This is a genomic window from Tistrella sp., assembly GCF_002684955.1.
In the GTDB taxonomy this organism is placed as follows: domain Bacteria; phylum Pseudomonadota; class Alphaproteobacteria; order Tistrellales; family Tistrellaceae; genus Tistrella; species Tistrella mobilis.
This window is the reverse complement of the sequence record NZ_NYWI01000066.1, coordinates 15,426-33,580: the sequence shown is the minus strand read 5'-3', so window position 1 is coordinate 33,580 and position 18,155 is coordinate 15,426. Positions and strand designations below refer to the sequence as shown.

Annotated in this window: 2 protein-coding genes; one reads left to right on the top strand and one right to left on the bottom strand. The window is 72.7% G+C overall.

The window, feature by feature from the left end; all coding sequences use genetic code 11:
• Nucleotides 1-31: 31 nt before the first annotated feature.
• Nucleotides 32-15,583: a non-ribosomal peptide synthetase gene (locus CMO28_RS20185; protein ID WP_296716216.1), complete on the bottom strand. Its 15,552-nt coding sequence runs from the start codon at nt 15,581-15,583 to the stop codon at nt 32-34.
• A gap of 470 nt (nt 15,584-16,053) precedes the next feature.
• Between CMO28_RS20185 and CMO28_RS20180 the strand changes: the two genes are divergently transcribed.
• Nucleotides 16,054-18,147: a methyl-accepting chemotaxis protein gene (locus CMO28_RS20180; protein WP_296716214.1), complete on the top strand. Its 2,094-nt coding sequence runs from the start codon at nt 16,054-16,056 to the stop codon at nt 18,145-18,147.
• Nucleotides 18,148-18,155 lie beyond the last annotated feature (8 nt).

Below are 18,155 nucleotides of genomic sequence, written 5' to 3'. Positions count from 1 at the left end.
GTCAGACGTCGTCGGGTCAGATGTCGTCGGGTCAGACGTCGTCGGGACGGGCGGCAACGGCGGTGGCGATGCGCAGCAGATAGCCGGCCCAGGCCTCGATCGTCGCGGCATCGAACAGGTCGGTGTCGTAATCGAAGGACAGTCTGGCACGGTCGCCGCCATCCTCGAAGAACAGGATCAGGTCATGCTTGGCGGTCGCGGCATCGACCAGCCCGGCCACGGCCGATCCCAGGCGTCCGCCATCGGCCGGCGGCGGCGGCAGCTGCGCCTCGGTGGTGGCCGCCTTCACGTCGTCGAAGCGCTGGTATTCGAAGATCACATTGGCGAGCGGCTGGCGGCCGCCGGCACGGCCCGGGGCCAGCGCCCGGACCAGCCGGTCGAAGGGCAGCTCGCGCCGGTCCAGCGCCTCGGCCAGGCGGTCGCGGGTCAGATCGATCAGCTGGCCGAGCCCGGTGTCGTCGTCCAATTGCAGCCGGATCGGCAGAACATTGACGAAGAAGCCGATCAACCCCTCGGTTTCGGCCCGGTCGCGGCCGGCGACGCCCATGCCGATCACCATGTCGCCCTGACGGCTCAACCGATAGAGCACGGCCGCGAAGAGCGCGAGCCCGACGGCGGCGAGGCCGGTATTGTGCCGCCGGGCAACCCGCGAGAGCCCGGCCAGAACCTCGGCCGGCAGCTCGCGCCGGACGGTGGCGCCGCGGCCCGAGGCATCGGGGCGGGGCGGCCGGTCGGTGGGCAGCGCGATCGCATCGGGCGCCCCGGCCAGACGGTCGCGCCAGCCGTCGAGCGCCGCCTGCCAGTCCCGGCCCTGCTGCCAGCGGGCGTAATCGGCATAGCCGATCCGAAGGGGCGGCAGCGGGTCGCCACGTCCTTCGGTTGCAGTTTGGTAAAGTGTTGCAAGTTCTGCGAGCAGGATCCGGCTCGACCAGCCATCGCCGACGATGTGGTGGAGCACCAGCAGCAGCAGGCTTTCATGGTCGCCGACCCGAATCAGCCGGGCGCGGAACAGGGGCGCCGCCGCCAGGTCGAAGGGGGTGGCGGCCTCGTGCCGGGCCAGGCGCAGGGCCTCGTCGGCGCCGTCGGGGCGGGTGCGGAGATCGTCCACCACCAGCGGCGGCGGCGCTTCTGCCGCAACCAGCTGGACGATGCCGGCATCGGTGGTGGCAAAGCCGGTGCGCAGCGTGGCATGGCGGGCCGAGAGCCGGTCGAGCGCCAGGCGCAGCGCCCCGGCATCGACGGCGCCGGCCGGCAGGACGAAGAGCATCAGCCAGGCGGGGCTTTCGGGCTGCATCTGCTGCAACAGATAGAGCCGCTGCTGGCCATGGCTGGCCGGGTGGCTGCCGGGGCCGGCGCCGGGCGGGATGGCATCGTCTGCCGCCGCATCCGTCGCCTCACCGGCCGCCTCGGCCAGGCTGCGGGCGATGCCGGCCATGGTCGCATCGGCGAAGAAGGCCCGCATGGAAAGGCGGATGCCGGTCGCCGCCTCCAGCCGGTTCACCACCCGCATGGCCAGCAGGCTGTGGCCGCCGAGCGCATGGAAATCGGCCGCCGGATCGGTCACCGGCCGGCCCAGAACCGCGGACACCACGCCCAGAACGGTGCTGAGATGGCCGGGGCCGGTGGCGCCAGGGGCCGGATCGGCCAGCGGCGGGGTGGCGGCGATCAGGGCGGCGAGCGTGGTGTCGTCGTCAGGCAGGCTGTCGAGCAGATACCAGGCGCCGGGCACCAGGGCCGGCGGCAGGATCGCCCCGGCGGTGCGGCGCAGCCGGGCTGCATCGGGCGCGGTGCCGGTGATCGCGGCGACCAGCATGTCCGGGCGGGGCAGGATGCGCAGGGCGCCCACGCCCGGCAGGCCTGAAAGCTGCGCCTCGATCAGCGCCGGGTCGAGCAGATGGCCCTGCCAGTGGGTCAGGCGATCGATCGGACCACCGGTCTCGATCGCGGCCAGATTCAGCCGCCAGCGCGCCCGGCTGCCGGTGGGCTGCCAGCCGTCATCGGTCAGCCGGTGCAGATGGCCCCAGACGCCGGGCGGCACGGGCTGGCCCCGATCGTCGAGCACCGACAGCCCCTCTGCCGCCTCGCGCGCCGCCAGAAGGCCCAGCGTCGCATCGTCGAGCAGCGGCAGCCGGCCGACCGGCTGGTCGGGATCGGCGGTCAGCCCGGCCAGGATCCGGGTCAGCATCGGGCCGAAGGCCTCGATCCGGGCGGCATCGAACAGGCCGGTGTCGTATTCCAGCACCAGGCCGAAGCCCTCGCCCCGATCGGCGATGAACACCGACAGATCGTTCTTGCCGTCGGCGCGGGTCACGCCGCGCAGGCGGAAGCCGCTGCCGTCCAGCGCGCCCGCCGCGGTTGCGGCATGGTTCATATACGAGATCGAGACTTCCGAGAGGGGGCTGCGTTCCGGCATCGCCGGGGCCTGGAATTCGGCCAGCATCCGGCCGAGCGACAGGGCGTGATGGCTGAGCGCGCCGGCCTGGCGGTCGCGGATATGGGCGAGCAGGGCGGCGCCGTTGCCATCGGCGGGCACGCGCATCCGCACCGGCACCAGGGCGGCATGCATGCCGACCACGCCGTCGAAACCGGCGGCGGCGCGGGTGTTGACCGGCAGCGCCACGGTGATGTCGTCATGCCCCGCCAGCCGGGAGAGCAGAATTGCCCAGCCGGCCAGCAGCACGGTGAAGGGGGTCGTGCGCCGGCGGGACGCCAGATCGCGGATGTCGCGCGAGAGTGCCGCCGGCAGATCGAAGCCGGTTGCCGCGGCATCATGGCCATGCACCGGCGGCCGCGGCCGGTCGGCCGGCAGGTCGAGCCGGGGCAGGTCGCGCCCATGGGGGGTGGCAGGGAAGATCCCCTCCCACCAGGCCCGCGCGTCGCGGAGCGCCGCATCGCCGTGCCTGGCCGACCACCAGCCGTAATCGCGCAGATCCACCCGGACCGGCGGCAGGGTCTGGCCCTGATAGAGCGCGCCCAGTTCCGTCAACAGGATCTCGACGCCCTGGGCATCGGACATGCTGTGATGGATGTCGAAGGCCAGCACCAGCCGGCCGGCCGGGTCGCGATGCAGCGACCAGCGGGCGAGCGGCCCGCCATCGGGCGTGAAGGGCCGGACCGGGGCTGCGGGCGCCGTGCCGGCGGCCGCGGCCATCGGCTGGATGTCGAGGGCCGGGGTCGCGGCGGCGGGATCGACCGGCACCATCCGCCAGTCGTCGCCATCCTGCCCCCCGGTCGTGCGGACGATACCGGTGCGCAGCGCCGCATGCCGCCGGACCAGCGCCGCCACCGCATCCCGCAGCCGGGGCAGATCGACATCGCCGGGCAGGTCGATTTCATGGGGCAGGTTGAAGGCGGTGCCCATGCCGGCCAGCGCCTCGGTCTCTACCACCGCGCGCTGTTCCCAGGCGAGCGGCCAGCTGTCCAGACCGGCCGGCGCCTTGCGGGGATCGGCCAGGACGGGTTCGGGGGGAGCCGGTTGCCGTTCCGGCGTGGTGGCGGCGGGTGCCAGGGCGGCAGCCAGCGCGGCGGGGGGCGTGTGGTCGAACAGCACGGTGAGCGTGGCGGCGAGCCCCAGCCTGGCGGCGATCAGATCGGCGATTTCCATGCCCGACAGCGAATCGCCGCCCAGATCGAAGAAATCATCGGTGATGCCCACGGCGTCGTGGCCCAGCACCTCGGCCCAGATCGCGGCGATCTGGTGGGCCAGGTTGGGAGCGGGGATGGTGGTGGGGGCGGCCTCGGGCGCCAGAAGTGCCGCAAGCGCGCGCGGGGTGGTGTGGTCGAACAGCAGTTGCAGGGTGACCGGCTGGCCGGTTTCGGCCGTCAGCCGCTCGGCGATGTCGAGGCCCGAAAGCGAATCGCCGCCGAGGTCGAAGAAGTCGTCCTCGGGGCGGACGCTGTCGTGGCCCAGCACCTCGGCCCAGATGCGGGCGATGCGGGTGGCGAGGTCGGCGGGTTCGGGCCTGGATGCCGGTTCTGGCTGGGGTTGAGGGGCGGGTTGGGGCGCCGTCAGCGTTGCGGCAAGCCCCGCCGGCAGCACCACCACCTGGGCGGCGCCGGTGGAGAGCGCGCCGGTCATGGCGCCGACCGCCTGGGCGGGGAAGATCACCGGCGCGCCGGCCGCGCGGTCGGCCCCGGCGCGTGCGGCCATGCCCTGGTCGGCAAGCGCGCACCAGTCGATGGCCAGCGCCGGCAGGCCGGCGGCCCGGCGGCGGCGGGCGAACCCGTCGAGCCAGGCATTGGCCGCCGCATAGGCGGTGTGCCCGGCGGCCCCCACCAGCCCGGTCAGGCTGGCGAAGACCACGAAGGCGGTGACCGGGTCTTCGCGGGTGAGCGCGTCGAGATTGCGTGCGCCCTGGATCTTGGGCGCCATGACCGCGTCAAATCCGCCCATATCGCGCACCGCCAGCATGGCGCCGTCGGCGATGCCGGCCATGTGCACCACGGCGGTGATCGGCCCCAGATCGGCGCGCACCTGGGCGAGCGTTTCGGCAAGGGCCGCCTGGTCGGTGATGTCGGTCGCAAACAGCCGCACGCGGCCGCCGCGGGCCTCGATCCGGGCGATGGCCGCGGCGAGTGCGTCATCCGCGGTGGCGCGGCGGGCAAGCAGGGCAAGGGCCACCCGACCGCCATGGCTGAGCGCTTCGGCGAGGGCGGCCGCGAAACCGCCGGTGCCGCCGGTCACCACCGCCACGCCGTGATCGGGCCAGGCGGGTGCCCCATCGGCGGCGATCGGGTCCAGGCGGCGGATATGGCGCAGACCGTCGCGCCAGAGGCTGAAGCGCTCTGGTACCGCCGCCGCCCATTCGGCGGCGACCGCAGCCGCGGCGGCATCATCGGCCACGTCCAGATAGCGCAGATCCTGATGCCGGGTTTCATGGGCGGCGGCGATCACCACCCCGGCGGCGGCGGCGCGGTCGGGATCGGTTGCGGTGCCGGCACCGGTGACGGCGATCCGCCTGGTGCCCGGGCGGGCGAGCGCGATCTTCAGCAGATCGGCGGTCCGGCGGGCGAGATCGGGGCCGGTCGGCAGCTGCAGGATCAGCGCGGCATCGGCCGGAGCCGCCGCCAGATCGTCGGCGTTGCGGACAAGGCAGCTTCCGGCCGGCAGGGGGGCCGGGTGCAGGGGTGCGGGAACCCAGACCGGCGCCAGAAGCTCGGGCGCCGCCCGGCCGTCTGCCGCCACGAAGCGCAGGCCGTCGATCAGCAGGCACAGCCGGCCGGCCGCGTCGGCCAGGCGGATGTCGACCAGCCCGTCGGGCCGGCGGTCGGCGCGGGCCATGACGGTGTCGGGCAGGGGCGCCAGAACATGGATGGCCGCCACCTCACGCGGGACCTCTCCCGCCCCCGCGAGCAGGCTTGCGGCGATGTCGAGCAGGGCCGGATGCCAGGGCCAGAGCCGGCGATCGGCGGCACAGGTTTCGGGCAGGGCCAGCCGGGCGACGGCGCGGCGCCGATCGGGCGCCAGCCAGATCGCCTGCCGGCAATCCCAGCGCGGGCCCACCTGCATGACCCCCTCCGCCCCGTCGAAGGGGGCGAGGTCGAGGGCGATCAGGCCGTCGGTCGACAGGTCCACGGCCGAGGGAGCCGGTGCGGACGACGCTTCAAGCCGGGCCTCGACCGCAACCGCCCAGCCGCCGTCTGCCGTGGCATGGCCGGCGGTGACGCTGCCGTCGCGCGCGATCACCAGGCTCGCCTCGCCCGATCCGGCATGGAGCGGGCGGCGCCAGACCAGGTTGCGCAGCACGAAGCCCGCGCCGCGATCGGCGGCGACCAGCGCCGGGATCGCCATGCCGACAAGGGTCGGCCGGCCGGCCAGGCGGTGCTCCGCCACCGGCCAGAACGCCGGATCGGCCAGCGGCAGGGCCAGCGCCCGGCCGCCGGGGAAGGTGGTCCAGACCGGAGCATAAGTTGCAGTAATCGTACTATTTACATCTTTAGCGGGTAGATCGAGCCGGCAGGGGGTGCGGCTGAACGGCGCCGGCGGCAGGTGGTGGCGGCGGGCGGGCAGATCGTCGGGCCAGACCGGCACGGCACCATCCAGAACCGCGCGGGCGGCGGCATCGGCCGCGGCCGGATCGGCATGCCAGGCGGCGACGGTCTGGTGGCGGATGTTGCGGCCGGTCGCGACCTCGGCGGTGTTGCGATCATCGCCCCGGGCCAGCCGGTCGAGCGCCGCCAGCAGCGCCGCCCGGTCGGGCACGGCGACCGCGAAGCGCCGGCCCAGATGGCTGCGGCCCCGGGCCAGCGTGCAGGCGATGCCGGCGAGATCGAGCCCGGCATCGGCCGAGATGCGATCGTGCATCATGCGGGCATAGCGGCCGAGCGCCGCACGGTCGCCGGCCGAGAGCGTGATGACCGCATGGCCGGCGGGATCCATCGCCGCCGCCGGCCGGGGCGGGGCGGCTTCGATCACCGCATGGGCATTGATGCCGCTGAGGCCGAAAGAGCTGACGCCGGCACGGCGCGGGGTGCCGCGATCGGGCAGGCGGGTGGCGCGGACGGCGACCCTGACCGGCGCCCGGGCGAAATCGATCGCCGGGTTGGGCCGGTCGAAAAAGGGCTGGGGCGGTGCGGTGTCGTGGGCAAGGGCCGCCACCGCACGCACCAGGCCGAGCGCGCCGGCGACATTGTCCAGATGGCCGTAATTGCCTTTCCCCGAGCCGATCATCGCCGGCTCGGCGAAGGCGACGGGTCCGGCCGCCCGGGTCAGCCCCTCGATTTCGATCGGGTCGCCCAGCCGGGTGCCGGTGCCATGGGCTTCGATGTAGGAAACGCTGGCGAAGGGCACGCCCGCCCGGTCCCAGGCGGTGCGGATCACATCGGCCTGGGCGATCGGGTTGGGGGCGGCGGCACCGCTGGAGGCGCCGTCCTGGTTGACGGCGGTGGCCAGGATCACCCCATGCACCGGGTCGCCATCGGCCAGCGCCCGGGCCAGCGGCTTCAGCACCAGGGCGATCGCGCCCTCGCCGCCGCCGGTGCCGTCGGCGCCTTCGGCAAAGGCATGGGTGCGGCCGGTGCTGCTTTCGATGGTCATGCGCTGATCATCGCCCTGCGGCACCAGGATCAGCCGGGCGGCGCCCGCGATCGCAAGATCGGCCGTGCCGCGGACGAGATCGCGGCAGGCGGCATCCACCGCCACCAGCCCCGAGGAACAGGCGGTGTCGACCAGGCTGGCGGGGCCGTGCCAGTCGTTCAGGAAGCCCAGGCGGGTCGCGATGTTCGACGGCACGTTCAGCGCGAAGGCCTGTTCCAGCCGCGCGCCCGACAGGTGGCGCAGCGCCTGGCGGTGCAGCGGGTTGGCATTGCCGCCGACATGGACCGCGACCCGGGCGCCCTTCAGCGCCGTGCCGCCCAGCCCGGCATCTTCCAGCGCCCGTTGCGCGGTTTCCAGGAACAGCCGCTGTTCGGGATCGAGCAGGGCGGCATCGGCGGGGGAGAAGCGGAAGCGGCGGGCATCGAAACCGTCGATATCGTCCAGCCAGGCGGCGTCGCGCGGCGTGGCCGGCATGGCGATGCCGGCGGCGGCGGCGATATGGCGGGCGCTGCCGAGCCGTGCGGCGGCAGGGGGCCCGACCCGGTCGGCACCGGCGGCGACATCCTGCCAGAAGCCGGCCAGATCCTCGGCGCCGGCGACACGCAGGCCGATGCCGATGATGGCGATCGCGCCATCGGTGGCGGCGGTTGCGGCGGTGCCGGCGGCAGTGTCGGCGTCATCGAGCAGGGCGGCCTGGGCGGCCACGGTCGATGCGGCGAACAGGCCGGCCAGGCTGAACCGGCCGGGCCAGCGCGCCTCCAGCCGGTCGTGCAGCCGCAGCAGCATCAGCGAACTGCCGCCCGCCTCGAAAAACCCGTCCTCGGGCCCGAACACGGCTTCCGGCGGCAGCACCTCGCGCCAGATCCGGGCGATCTCGGCCTCGGCCGGATGGCCCGCGGGGGCGGCGGCCACGGCCGGGCGGCCTGCCAGCGGCACGCCTGACAGCGGCACGCCCGCCAGCGCCTTGCGGTCGACCTTGCCGTTGGGCGACAGCGGCACCTGATCGATCCGGAACCAGCGGGTCGGGATCATCGCCGCCGGCAGCCGGTCGGCAAGGGCCGCGCGCAGCCCCGTGGGCGTCAGGTCGGCTGCGCCCATCACCCAGGCTTCCAGCTCGGCCAGGCCGTCGCGCCGGCCGACCCGCACCAGGCCGCGCACCACGCCCGGGCAGGCATCGAGCGCGGCTTCGACCTCGGCCGGTTCCAGCCGCACGCCGCCGATCTTCACCTGATCGTCGATCCGGCCCAGATACTCGACCACGCCGTCGGCCGTCCACCGGCCCAGATCGCCGGTGTGATAGACCCTGGCGCCCGCGATGTCGGGATCGGGGCGGAAGCGGTCTGCGGTCAGATCCGGCCGGCCGCGATAGCCGCGGGCGACCTGGGGGCCGGCGAGCACGATTTCGCCCGCCACCCCGGGCGGCAGGTCGCGCCCGGCGCGGTCCAGGATCAGCACCCGGGTATTGGCGACCGGGCGGCCGATCGGCACCGTTTTCGCCGCCGGATCCCAGGGCGTGCAGGGCTGCCAGGTGACGTCGACGGTGGCCTCGGTCGGCCCGTAGAGATTGTGGAGCGCCGTGCCGAAGCGGGCATGAAGCAGCCGGTCGAAGCGGGCGGCGGTTGCGGCATCCAGCGCCTCGCCGCTGGCGAAGACCAGGCGCAGCGTGGCAAGGTGGGCCCCCTCGATCCGGCCGTCGTCCAGCGCATCCAGGAAGGCGCGCAGCATGGCCGGCACGAAATGGATCACGGTGACGCGATGATCGCGGATCGCCGCCGCCAGCGCCTGGGGGTCGCGTTCGATGCCCGGCGGCGGCACGGCCACCGCGGCCCCGCTCCAGGCCCACCAGGCCAGTTCCCAGACCGAGACGTCGAAACCGGCCGGGGTCTTCTGCAGGATCACATCACCGGGGCCTATGGGGAAGGTCTGCTGCATCCACAGGATGCGGTTGGCGAGCGCGCCCCGGGTGATCTCCACCCCCTTGGGCCGGCCGGTCGAGCCCGAGGTGAAGAGGACATAGGCGAGATCGTCCGGCCCCGCCGGCACCACCGGCAGATCGGCGAGGTCGCTGCCGGTCAGGATCAGCCGGGCGGCCGGCAGGCCCGCGGCGTGCGCGGCATCGCTCAGGAACCAGGGGTCGCCCAGATCCTCGATCATATGCGCCCGGCGCTGCGGCGGCAGGTCGGGGCCGAGCGGGCACCAGGCGGCACCGGCGGCGAGCACGGCATGCACCGCGATCAGCAGATCGGGGCTGCGCGGCAGGGCCAGGGCCACCACATCGCCCGGCTGCACGCCCGCCGCCAGCAGCCGGCGGGCCAGCCCGCCGACGCGGCGGTCGAGGCTCTGATTGTCGAGGGTGAGGCCGGGCGCCATCAGGGCCGGGGCGGCGGGGTCGCCGGCATGGCGCCGCTGCGGCAGGGGCCGGGCGATATCGAAGGCGCATGCCGTGTCGTTCCAGCGGGCCAGCGCCGCCCGGTCGGCATCGGTCATCAGCGGCAATGCGCCGAGCGGGCCGCCCTCCAGGCCGGGTGCGGTGGCCAGCACCGCCAGCCGGTCGGCCAGCCGGCGGGCGGTCGCCGCTTCGAACAGCTCGGTCGCATATTCCAGATGCAGGCGGATCCGGCCGCCATCGCGCTGGAAATGGAAGGAGAGGTCGAATTTGGCGAAGGGCAGCACGCAGTCCAGCGGCCTGACCGTCAGCCCGGCCATTGCCGGCATGGCCGGCATGTCGTCCTGCCAGGTGACCAGCACGTCGAAGAGCGGGTTGCGCGCCGGGTCGCGATCGGTGCCCAGCGCCTGCAGCACCGCTTCGAAGGGGGCATCCTGATCGGCCACCGCTTCGGCCAGCCGGTCGGTGGTGATCGCCAGATGATCGGCGAAGCGGGCGGCCGGATCGACCGACTGGCGCAGCACGACGGTGTTGACCAGAAAGCCGACCAGATCGTCCGGCACCGGCGCGCCGCGGCCGGCGACCAGCAGGCCGAGGGCGATGTCGCGGGCGCCGGTCAGCCGGTGCAGCAGGGCCTGCAACAGGGCGGTCAGCACGGTGAACGGCGTCACCCCGGCGGCCGCGGCCATGCGGTCGACCGCGGCGGTGGCGGCCATGGGCAGGGTCAGGCTCAGAATCTCGCCGGCGAAATTGCGTACCGCCGGGCGGGGATGGTCGGCCGGCAGGCGGAGCGGCTGGGGCGGTGGCGTCAGCCGGCTGCGCCAGCGGTCGATCAGGGCGCGGCCCCGGGCGCCGGCGGCGCGCGCCCGCTGCCAGACGGCGATATCGGCGAACTGGCGGGCGGGCGGCGGCAGATCGTCCGGCCGGCCGTCCACCGCGCCGGCATAAAGCCGGCCCAGATCGCGCAGCAGCACCGGCAGCGACCAGCCGTCGGCGATGGCATGGTGCAGGACCAGCAGCAGGCGGTGGTGGTGCGCGTCGATGCGGATCAGCACCGCCCGGGCCAGCGGGTCGGTGGCCAGATCGAAGGGCCGCGCAATTTCGCGGGCGATCGCCTGATCGGCCGCGGCCGCATCCAGGTGGAGCCGGCGGGCGGTCAGGGCACCCGGCGTCGCCACGATCTGTCGCACGCCATCGCCATCATTGGGGCGGGCGACGAAGCGGGTGCGCAGGGCGTGATGGCGGGTTTCCAGCCCGACCAGCGCCCGATCCAGCGCATCGGGGTCGAGAGGGCCGTCCAGCGCCAGCAGCATCGGCACCGAATAGGTCGCAAGCCGGGGATACAGCCGGTGCAGCACCCAGAGCCGCAGCTGCCCGGGGGAGAGCGGGTGTTCTTGGCCGGTGGCGCGGGGGATGGCCGGTTCCACCACCTCGGCGGGCAGGCGGTCGAGCAGGGCCGCGATCGCGCGCACGCTGCGCGCCGCCATGATCTGCGCCAGCCCGGGGCGCCGGCCGGTCGATGCCTGAAGCAGGGCGGACAGCCGCATGGCGGCCAGGCTGTGACCGCCCAGATCGAAGAAATCGGTATCGCTATCGATCCGGGCCCCGGGGAACAGGTTTTCGAAGGCGCCGGTCACCGCCCCCGTGAAGCCGGTCGTCGTGGCGGCGGGCGCGCTGGTGAGGGGGCTGGCTTCGGACAGCATCCCGGCCGCCTGCCGGCGATCGGCCTTGCCGTTGGCATTGACCGGCAGCCGGTCGACCAGCCGGAAGCGTTCGGGAACCATATAGGCCGGCAGCCGTGCAGCGATGGCCGCGCGCCAGCCGGCCTCGTCGGCCGTATCTGCCGCGATCAGCGCCGCCAGGATCTGATCGGCACCCTGGCCCACGCCCACCACCACCGCATCCCGCACGCCCGGCTGTGCGGTCAGGATCGCCTCCACCGCCGCGGTTTCGATCCGCTGGCCGCGGATCTTCAGCTGACCGTCGCGCCGGCCGCCGAAATCGATCGTGCCGTCCGCCCGCCAGCGCGCCCGGTCGCCGGTGCGATAGACGAGCGGCTCGTCCACGCCGCTCAGGGTGACGAAGGATTTTGCCGTCAGATCCGGCCGGCCGGCATAGCCGGTGGCCAGCCCGTCACCGGCTGTAACCAGCTCGCCCCAGATGCCGATCGCAAGCGGCTGGCCGCGACCGTCGACGATATGCACCCGCGTGCCGGGAACCGGCCGGCCGATGGGCACCGGGCCGCCTTCCAGATCGGCGGCGGTGATCCGGTGGATGGTGGTGAAGGTGCCGTTCTCGGTGGGGCCATAGCCGTTGTAGAGCGCAAGCCCCGGGCAGGCGGCCATCACCCGGCGGACATGATCGGGGCTGATCACCTCGCCGCCGGTCATCAGCCTTTGAAGGCCGGCGAAGGTGCCGGGCCGTTCGTCGACGATCTGATTGAACAGGCTGGCGGTGATCCACATCGTATCGATGCCGTCCTCGCGGATCGTGCGTTCCAGCAGCGGCGGATCGAACATGGTGGTCGCCGGCAGCACCCGCACCCGGCCGTGATTGAGCAGCGGCGCCCAGAGTTCCAGGCTGATCGCATCGAAGGCCATGGGTGCCGCCTGGGCCATGCAGCCCCCGGGCGGGCAGAAGCCGCCATAGGCCAGGCGCAGGATCGCGCGATGCGGCACCACCACGCCCTTGGGCAGGCCGGTCGAGCCCGAGGTATAGAGCAGGCAGGCGGGATCTTCGGGGCCGCGTGGCGCGGGGGCGAGGTCGGCCCGGCCGGTCGGCAGCGGGATCAGCGTGATGTCGGGGGCGAGTGCGGCCCAGCGGGCCAGGCCCGGACCATCCGCCACCAGCACCGTGCAGCCGGCGGCGGCCAGCAGCTCCCGCGCGGTTGCCACCGGGAAGGTGGCGGCGAGCGGCAGGAAGGCGTTGCCGGCCCAGATGATGCCCATCAGCGCGATGAGACCGTCGGCATCGCGTTCCGCGGCCAGCGCCACCGGTGCGCCGGGCCGCACACCTGCGGCGGCGAGGGCTGCCGCAACCCCGCCCAGCCGGGCGCGCAGATCCCCGGCGGCCAGGGTACCGGTATCCTCGGCGAGGACGACGCGGTCCGGATCGGCCCGCAGCACCTGGTCCAGCTGCTGCCCAAGGCCGGTCTCGCGCGGCCAGGCGAAGTCGGTGGCGTTCGCTGAGGCGATGACCGCGCGATCCTCGGCACCCAGCAGGTCCAGCCGGTCCACCGGGGTCGACGGATCGGCGGCGGCGGCGGCAATCAGCCGGGTGATCATCGTCTGCAGCCGGCCGATCCAGGCGCCGCCGAAGCGGGCCGGGTCGTATTCGATGTTGAGTGCGGCGGCATCGCCCTGCCACATCAGCCCGATCAGCAGCGGGAATTTGCCGGTGGCGAAAGAGATGTCGGCGGCTTCCAGCGCCGAGAGGTCGTTTTCCAGCGTGCAGACCACATCGATCGGTTCGGGCCCGCGGCCGGGCACCGCGCGCGCCCAGTCTGCCGACAGCCGGGAGAGCGGATAATCCTGGACGGTCAGCACCTGAGAGATGTCGCGGCCGATCCGCCGGGCCAGCTGGGGCAGGGCCTCGTCTGCGGTCGGTTCAACAACCACAGGAAGCAAATTCACAAAACACCCGATGGCATCGGTGGTGTCGCGGCGACCGCGCCCGGCAAAGGTGACGCCGACCGACAACCTTTCCGTGTCTTCAAGAATTCGCCACAGGGCTGTGGTTGCAATAGCGATCCAGACCGCCGTCGGCGTGGCGCCCCGGCCGGTCAGGCCGTGCAGCGCCCGGGCGGTTTCCGGGGCCAGCCGGATCATCGCCCGGCGGCCATCCCCCGGCGGGACCGGATCGGGTTCGGCGGCAAGGGCCCGTTCGGGCAGCCGGGCAAGGCGCGGGGCCCAGAAGGCGCGCGCCGCCGCCTCTGTCGCGGCGTCGAGCGCACCGGGATCGGCCGGTGCCGGCGGCGGCAGGGGCTGCCCGGTCAGCAGGGCGGTCAACTGCCGCTGGAACACCGCCCGGCTTTCGCCGTCGAAGACCAGATGATCGGCCACCACCCGCAACCGCTCGGGCTGGTCCGCCTCCCAGCCGAAGCGGATCAGCGGCCCGGTCGCCGGGTCGAAGGGCGCCAGCATTTCCGCCGCATCGTCATAGCCGGCCAGCCGGATCGGCGGCACCGGCCCGACCCGCTGCACGACCTGGCCGCCGGCATCCTCGGCGAAGGTCGAGCGCAGGGCCGGATGCCGGTCGAGCAGCCGGTGCAAGGCCTGTTCAAGGGCCGCTGCCGTGGTCCCGGCCGGCAGGTCGCAGATCACCCCGATGGAATAGCTGGTGCCGGGCCCGGCGTCGCGTCGGGCAAGCCATTGCCCCTCCAGCCGGGCCGGCAACCGGAAAGAGGTTGTTTCTGTAGATGTGGCAACCTTTGTATGTCGGATTTCTTCCGCCGCGGCCGCCGTCTCAAGCGGCCCCGAGAGATGGCCGAACAGATGGCCGACCAGGGCGGCGGCCGAGGGATGATCCAGGATGTCGGCCACCGTCACCTCGCGTCCGATCAGCCGGCTGATCGGCGCCACCGCGCGGATCGCGCGCAGGGAGTGCAGGCCGTGGGCGGTGAGATCGTCATCGGCGCCAAGCCCCGGGGCATCCAGCAGGTCGGCGAACAGCCGGGTGACTTCGGCTTCAAGCGCCGTGCGCGTGGCGGTGTCGATCAGCGCCGTCTCCGGCTGCGGCGGGACCGGCCCGGCGGTGTCGACGGGTGACGGCAGATCGCCCGCCGGCAGGTGCGCCACCGGCTGCATCGGATCGGCGAGGGCGGCATCGAGCATGGTTTCGAAGGCGGCGGCCAGCCTTTCCACCCGGGCCCGGTCGATGCGGGCGGGCGGGAAGCTCCACTGCATGTCCGAGGCATCGGCGGCGCCATAGGTCCGCAGACAGGCCATCACGTCGTGCAACTCGCCGAAGATCGAGTCCGCCACCCGCACCTGCAACCCGTCGAAGCCATAGGTCGCGGGCAGGTCCATGGCATTGAACATCGCGCCGCGGCTGGCCGGCCTGTCGGGGAAGAAGCCGGCCTCGGGCCAGCGCATGGGTGCGAGGCGCATGTGCCGGAGGTCGCGGCGGGTCATGGCACCGATCCGCCGGGCAAGCCCGGCCAGGCTTTCGGTGCCGTCGATCCGGGTGCCGGTCGGGACGGTATAGGCGAATTCGCCCGGGGTGCGCCGCTCCGCGCGCCCCATGCGATTGCCGAGCGGCACGTTGCAGACGGGCGTGTCGGTGCCGGCCACCCGGCCCAGCAGCACCAGAAACAGCGCCAGCGCCAGGCTGCTGCGCGAGGCGAGGCCATGCGCGTGCGCCACCTGGTCCATTGCCGCCAGCCGTGCCGCGCCGAGCGGGCGGATCACCGATCCGATCCGCCCGTCGAAGCGGGCGGAGGCGGTGGAGGCCGGCCGGAAGCCGGCCGCGGCCGGCAGCCCGTCCAGACGGCTGCGCCACCAGGCGGCATCGGCCCTGGCGCCCGGGCCGGCGACATGGGCGGCTTCGCGCGCGAGATGATCGGTGAAGGCCGGCAGATCCCGGTCGGGCAGGGCGTCGCCGCGGACGAGGGCGGTATAGATCCGCCCCACGGTGCCGGCCAGAATGATGCCCGCCTGACCGTCCACGATCAGGTGATGATAGCAGCGGATCCAGCGATGGCGGTCGGGCGCCAGCCGCAGCAGCTGATGGCGGCAGAGCGGCCCGTGGGCGGTGTCGAAGGGGCGGGCCTGCAGCGCTTCGAAGGCCTCTTGGGCGAGCAGTTCGGCGTCGTCGGCGTCCGAGAGGTCGATGCGGGCAAAATCGAACCGGCCCGGCGCATCGGCGAGCCACTGCCAGGGGGTGCCGGTCTCGTCGACCATGAAGCGCAGCCGCACCGCCTCCGTCGCCTGATCGGTCAGCCGGATGGCGGTGCAGAGTGCCGCGGGGTCGAGCGGCCCGTCCAGATCGATCCGGTCGGCGATGTTATAGCCGGCAGGGCCCACCCCGCCCGAGGTCAGATCGGCCCAGATCCCCGCCTGCGCACCCGACAGCGGCAGCGGTGATACAGCTGCGGCCTCTGCGATGGTCTCTGCCGCCGCATCCTGCCGCCCGCCCGGACCTGCCCGACCGATCACGCTCACGATAGCCTCCCGCTGCCCGATAGCCCGCGGCCTGCCCGGTTCGACCGCCGGCAAGACCTGAATTTTGTCAGCAGAGTAGAGTGCAGGTTGTGTCACCTGCAAGTCATGGAAGGCAGTGAGTCGATATTCATTGATCTGCTGTGGCCTGTTTTTTGTGCGGTGGTGCATATGACGCGACACCGGCCGGCAGTTTTTCCGGAAAGCGGAACCCAACCCATTGTTGCTCGGGGGGCTTTCGGGATCGCGCAGATCCCCCGCCCGCCTCAGTGCAACCTGCTGTGAATATTCTCCACCCTTGCGGAATGACTTGGCCGCCAAAGCATCCGTGCCCCCGCCCGCAGGTTAATCCAATCTTCATCAAATTGATGATAATCGAGGTCAAATGGCTAAGCCGCAGCATCGAACGATGTTTGTTCACTCAGGCGAATTGCGGCAAATATGATAAACGCGTGAGGATATCGGGAGGCGACATGTTCCTTCGCAACTGGATGCGGCGCCGTCTGGCCGTAAAGATCGTCGTGCCGGTGCTGCTGGTCCTGACCCTGGGGCTGGGCCTGTCGACCTGGTTCGGCGTGTCGCGCAGCGGCGAGACCATCGAGCACTTGAGCGAAACGGTGGTCGAAGGCGTGGCCGGCGAGGCCAAGGAGCAGGTGGCCGGCATCATCGACGGCGCTTTCGGCGTGGCCCGGGGCATCGGTGCGACGGCGGCGGGCGCGATCGATGCCGGCAAGGCCGATCGCGAGGCCTTTGTGGCCATGCTGAAGCTGCTGCTGCAGGACAACCCCAACCTGGTCGGCACCTGGATCGCGTTCGAACCCGACGCCTTCGACGGCGCCGATGCCGCCCATAAGGGCCAGCCCGGCCACGACGCGACCGGCCGCTTCATTCCCTATGTGTCGCGCAGCGGCAGCACCGTCAATCTCGACCCGCTGCTGGATTACGAGACGCCGGGGGCGGGCGACTATTATCTGCTGGCGCGCAAAACCCGTCGCGAGCAGATCATCGAGCCCTATTTCTACGAGATCGCCGGCAAGCAGGAGCTGATCACCAGCCTGGCGGTGCCGGTGGTGCGGGATGGCCGGGTGATCGGCGTGGCCGGCGTCGACCTGAAGCTGCCGGTGCTGAACCAGATCCTGGGCGAAATGAAGCCCTTCGGCACCGGCACCGTGTCGCTGATCTCGACCGGCGGGCTGTGGGTCGCCTATCAGACCCCGGCCGAGCTGGGCAAGCCGGTCGCGAATGTCGAGCCCGAGCTTGCCGACGCGATCCGTCGCGCCGATGGCAGCATGATGATCTTCGAAGACAAGCCCCAGCCGGGGACCGGCACGCCCGTGCACCGGATCGTGCTGCCGGCCCGTTTCGGCAAGGTGGAAGCCCCCTGGTTCGTGACCGTCGACGTGCCCGAGGCCGAAATCAGCGCGCCGGTGGTGGAGCTGACCAACGGCCTGGTCACCACCGGTGTGGTGGTGATCATCGCCATGGGCGTGGTCGTGGCCCTGCTGATCCAGCGCCTGGCCGCGGCCCCGGTCGGCCGGCTGACCGGGGCGGTGCGCCGGCTTGCCGCCGACGAGACCGATGTGGTGGTGCCGCTGACCGGGCGTGCCGACGAGTTGGGCGTGATGGCAGGCTCGATCGACTATTTCAAGGACCGGCTGGTCGAGGTGAAGCATCTGCGCGAAGAGCAGGAGGCGGCCAAGGAACGCGCCGCGGCCGAGCGCCGGGCCGAGATGATGCGGCTTGCCGGCACGTTCGAAGCGGCGATCGCCGGGGTGGTCGACGGTGTGGCGCGCGCCGCCGGCGATCTTCAGGCCAATGCGACCGAGCTGTCGGATACCGCCGACGATGCCAGCCGCCAGTCGGCGGCGGTGGCGGCGGCGACCGGCCAGGCCTCGTCGAACGTGGCCATGGTCGCAGGTGCCGGCGAGGAGCTTTCGGCCTCGATCGCCGAGATCAGCCGCCAGGTGGCGGAAAGCTCCTCCGTCACCCGGTCTGCGGTAGAGGATGCCGAGGCCACCGGCCGCACGGTCGAAGGCCTGGCCGAGGCCGCCCAGCGCATCGGCGGCATCGTTCAGCTGATCAGCGACATCGCCGCCCAGACCAATCTTCTGGCGCTGAACGCCACGATCGAAGCGGCACGCGCCGGCGATGCCGGCAAGGGTTTCGCGGTGGTGGCGAGCGAGGTGAAGAGCCTGGCCGACCAGACCGCCCGCGCCACCCAGGACATCTCGGCCCAGATCGCCGGCATGCAGCAGGTGACGAAGGGGGCGACCGAGGCGATGACCCAGATCCGCGCCACCATCGGCCGCATCGACGAAATCTCCACCGCCATCGCGGCTGCGGTGGAGGAACAGTCGGCCGCCACCAGCGACATCTCCACCAACGCCCAGCAGGCGGCCCGCGGCGTCGACGAGGTCTCGCGCAGCGTGACCGGCGTCAGCCGGGTGGCCTCGGATGTCGGCACCACGGCCGGCCGCGTGCTGGCGGCCTCGTCCGACCTCTCCACCCAGTCCGACGCGCTCCGCCGCGAGGTGGGGGCGTTTATCGAGGGGGTGCGGCGGGCGTGATGTCGGGG

Bases quoted from the DNA above. Each gene is read 5' to 3' on its own strand.
- CMO28_RS20180 (WP_296716214.1), top strand. From the start codon at position 16,054: ATGTTCCTTCGCAACTGGATGCGGCGCCGTCTGGCCGTAAAGATCGTC.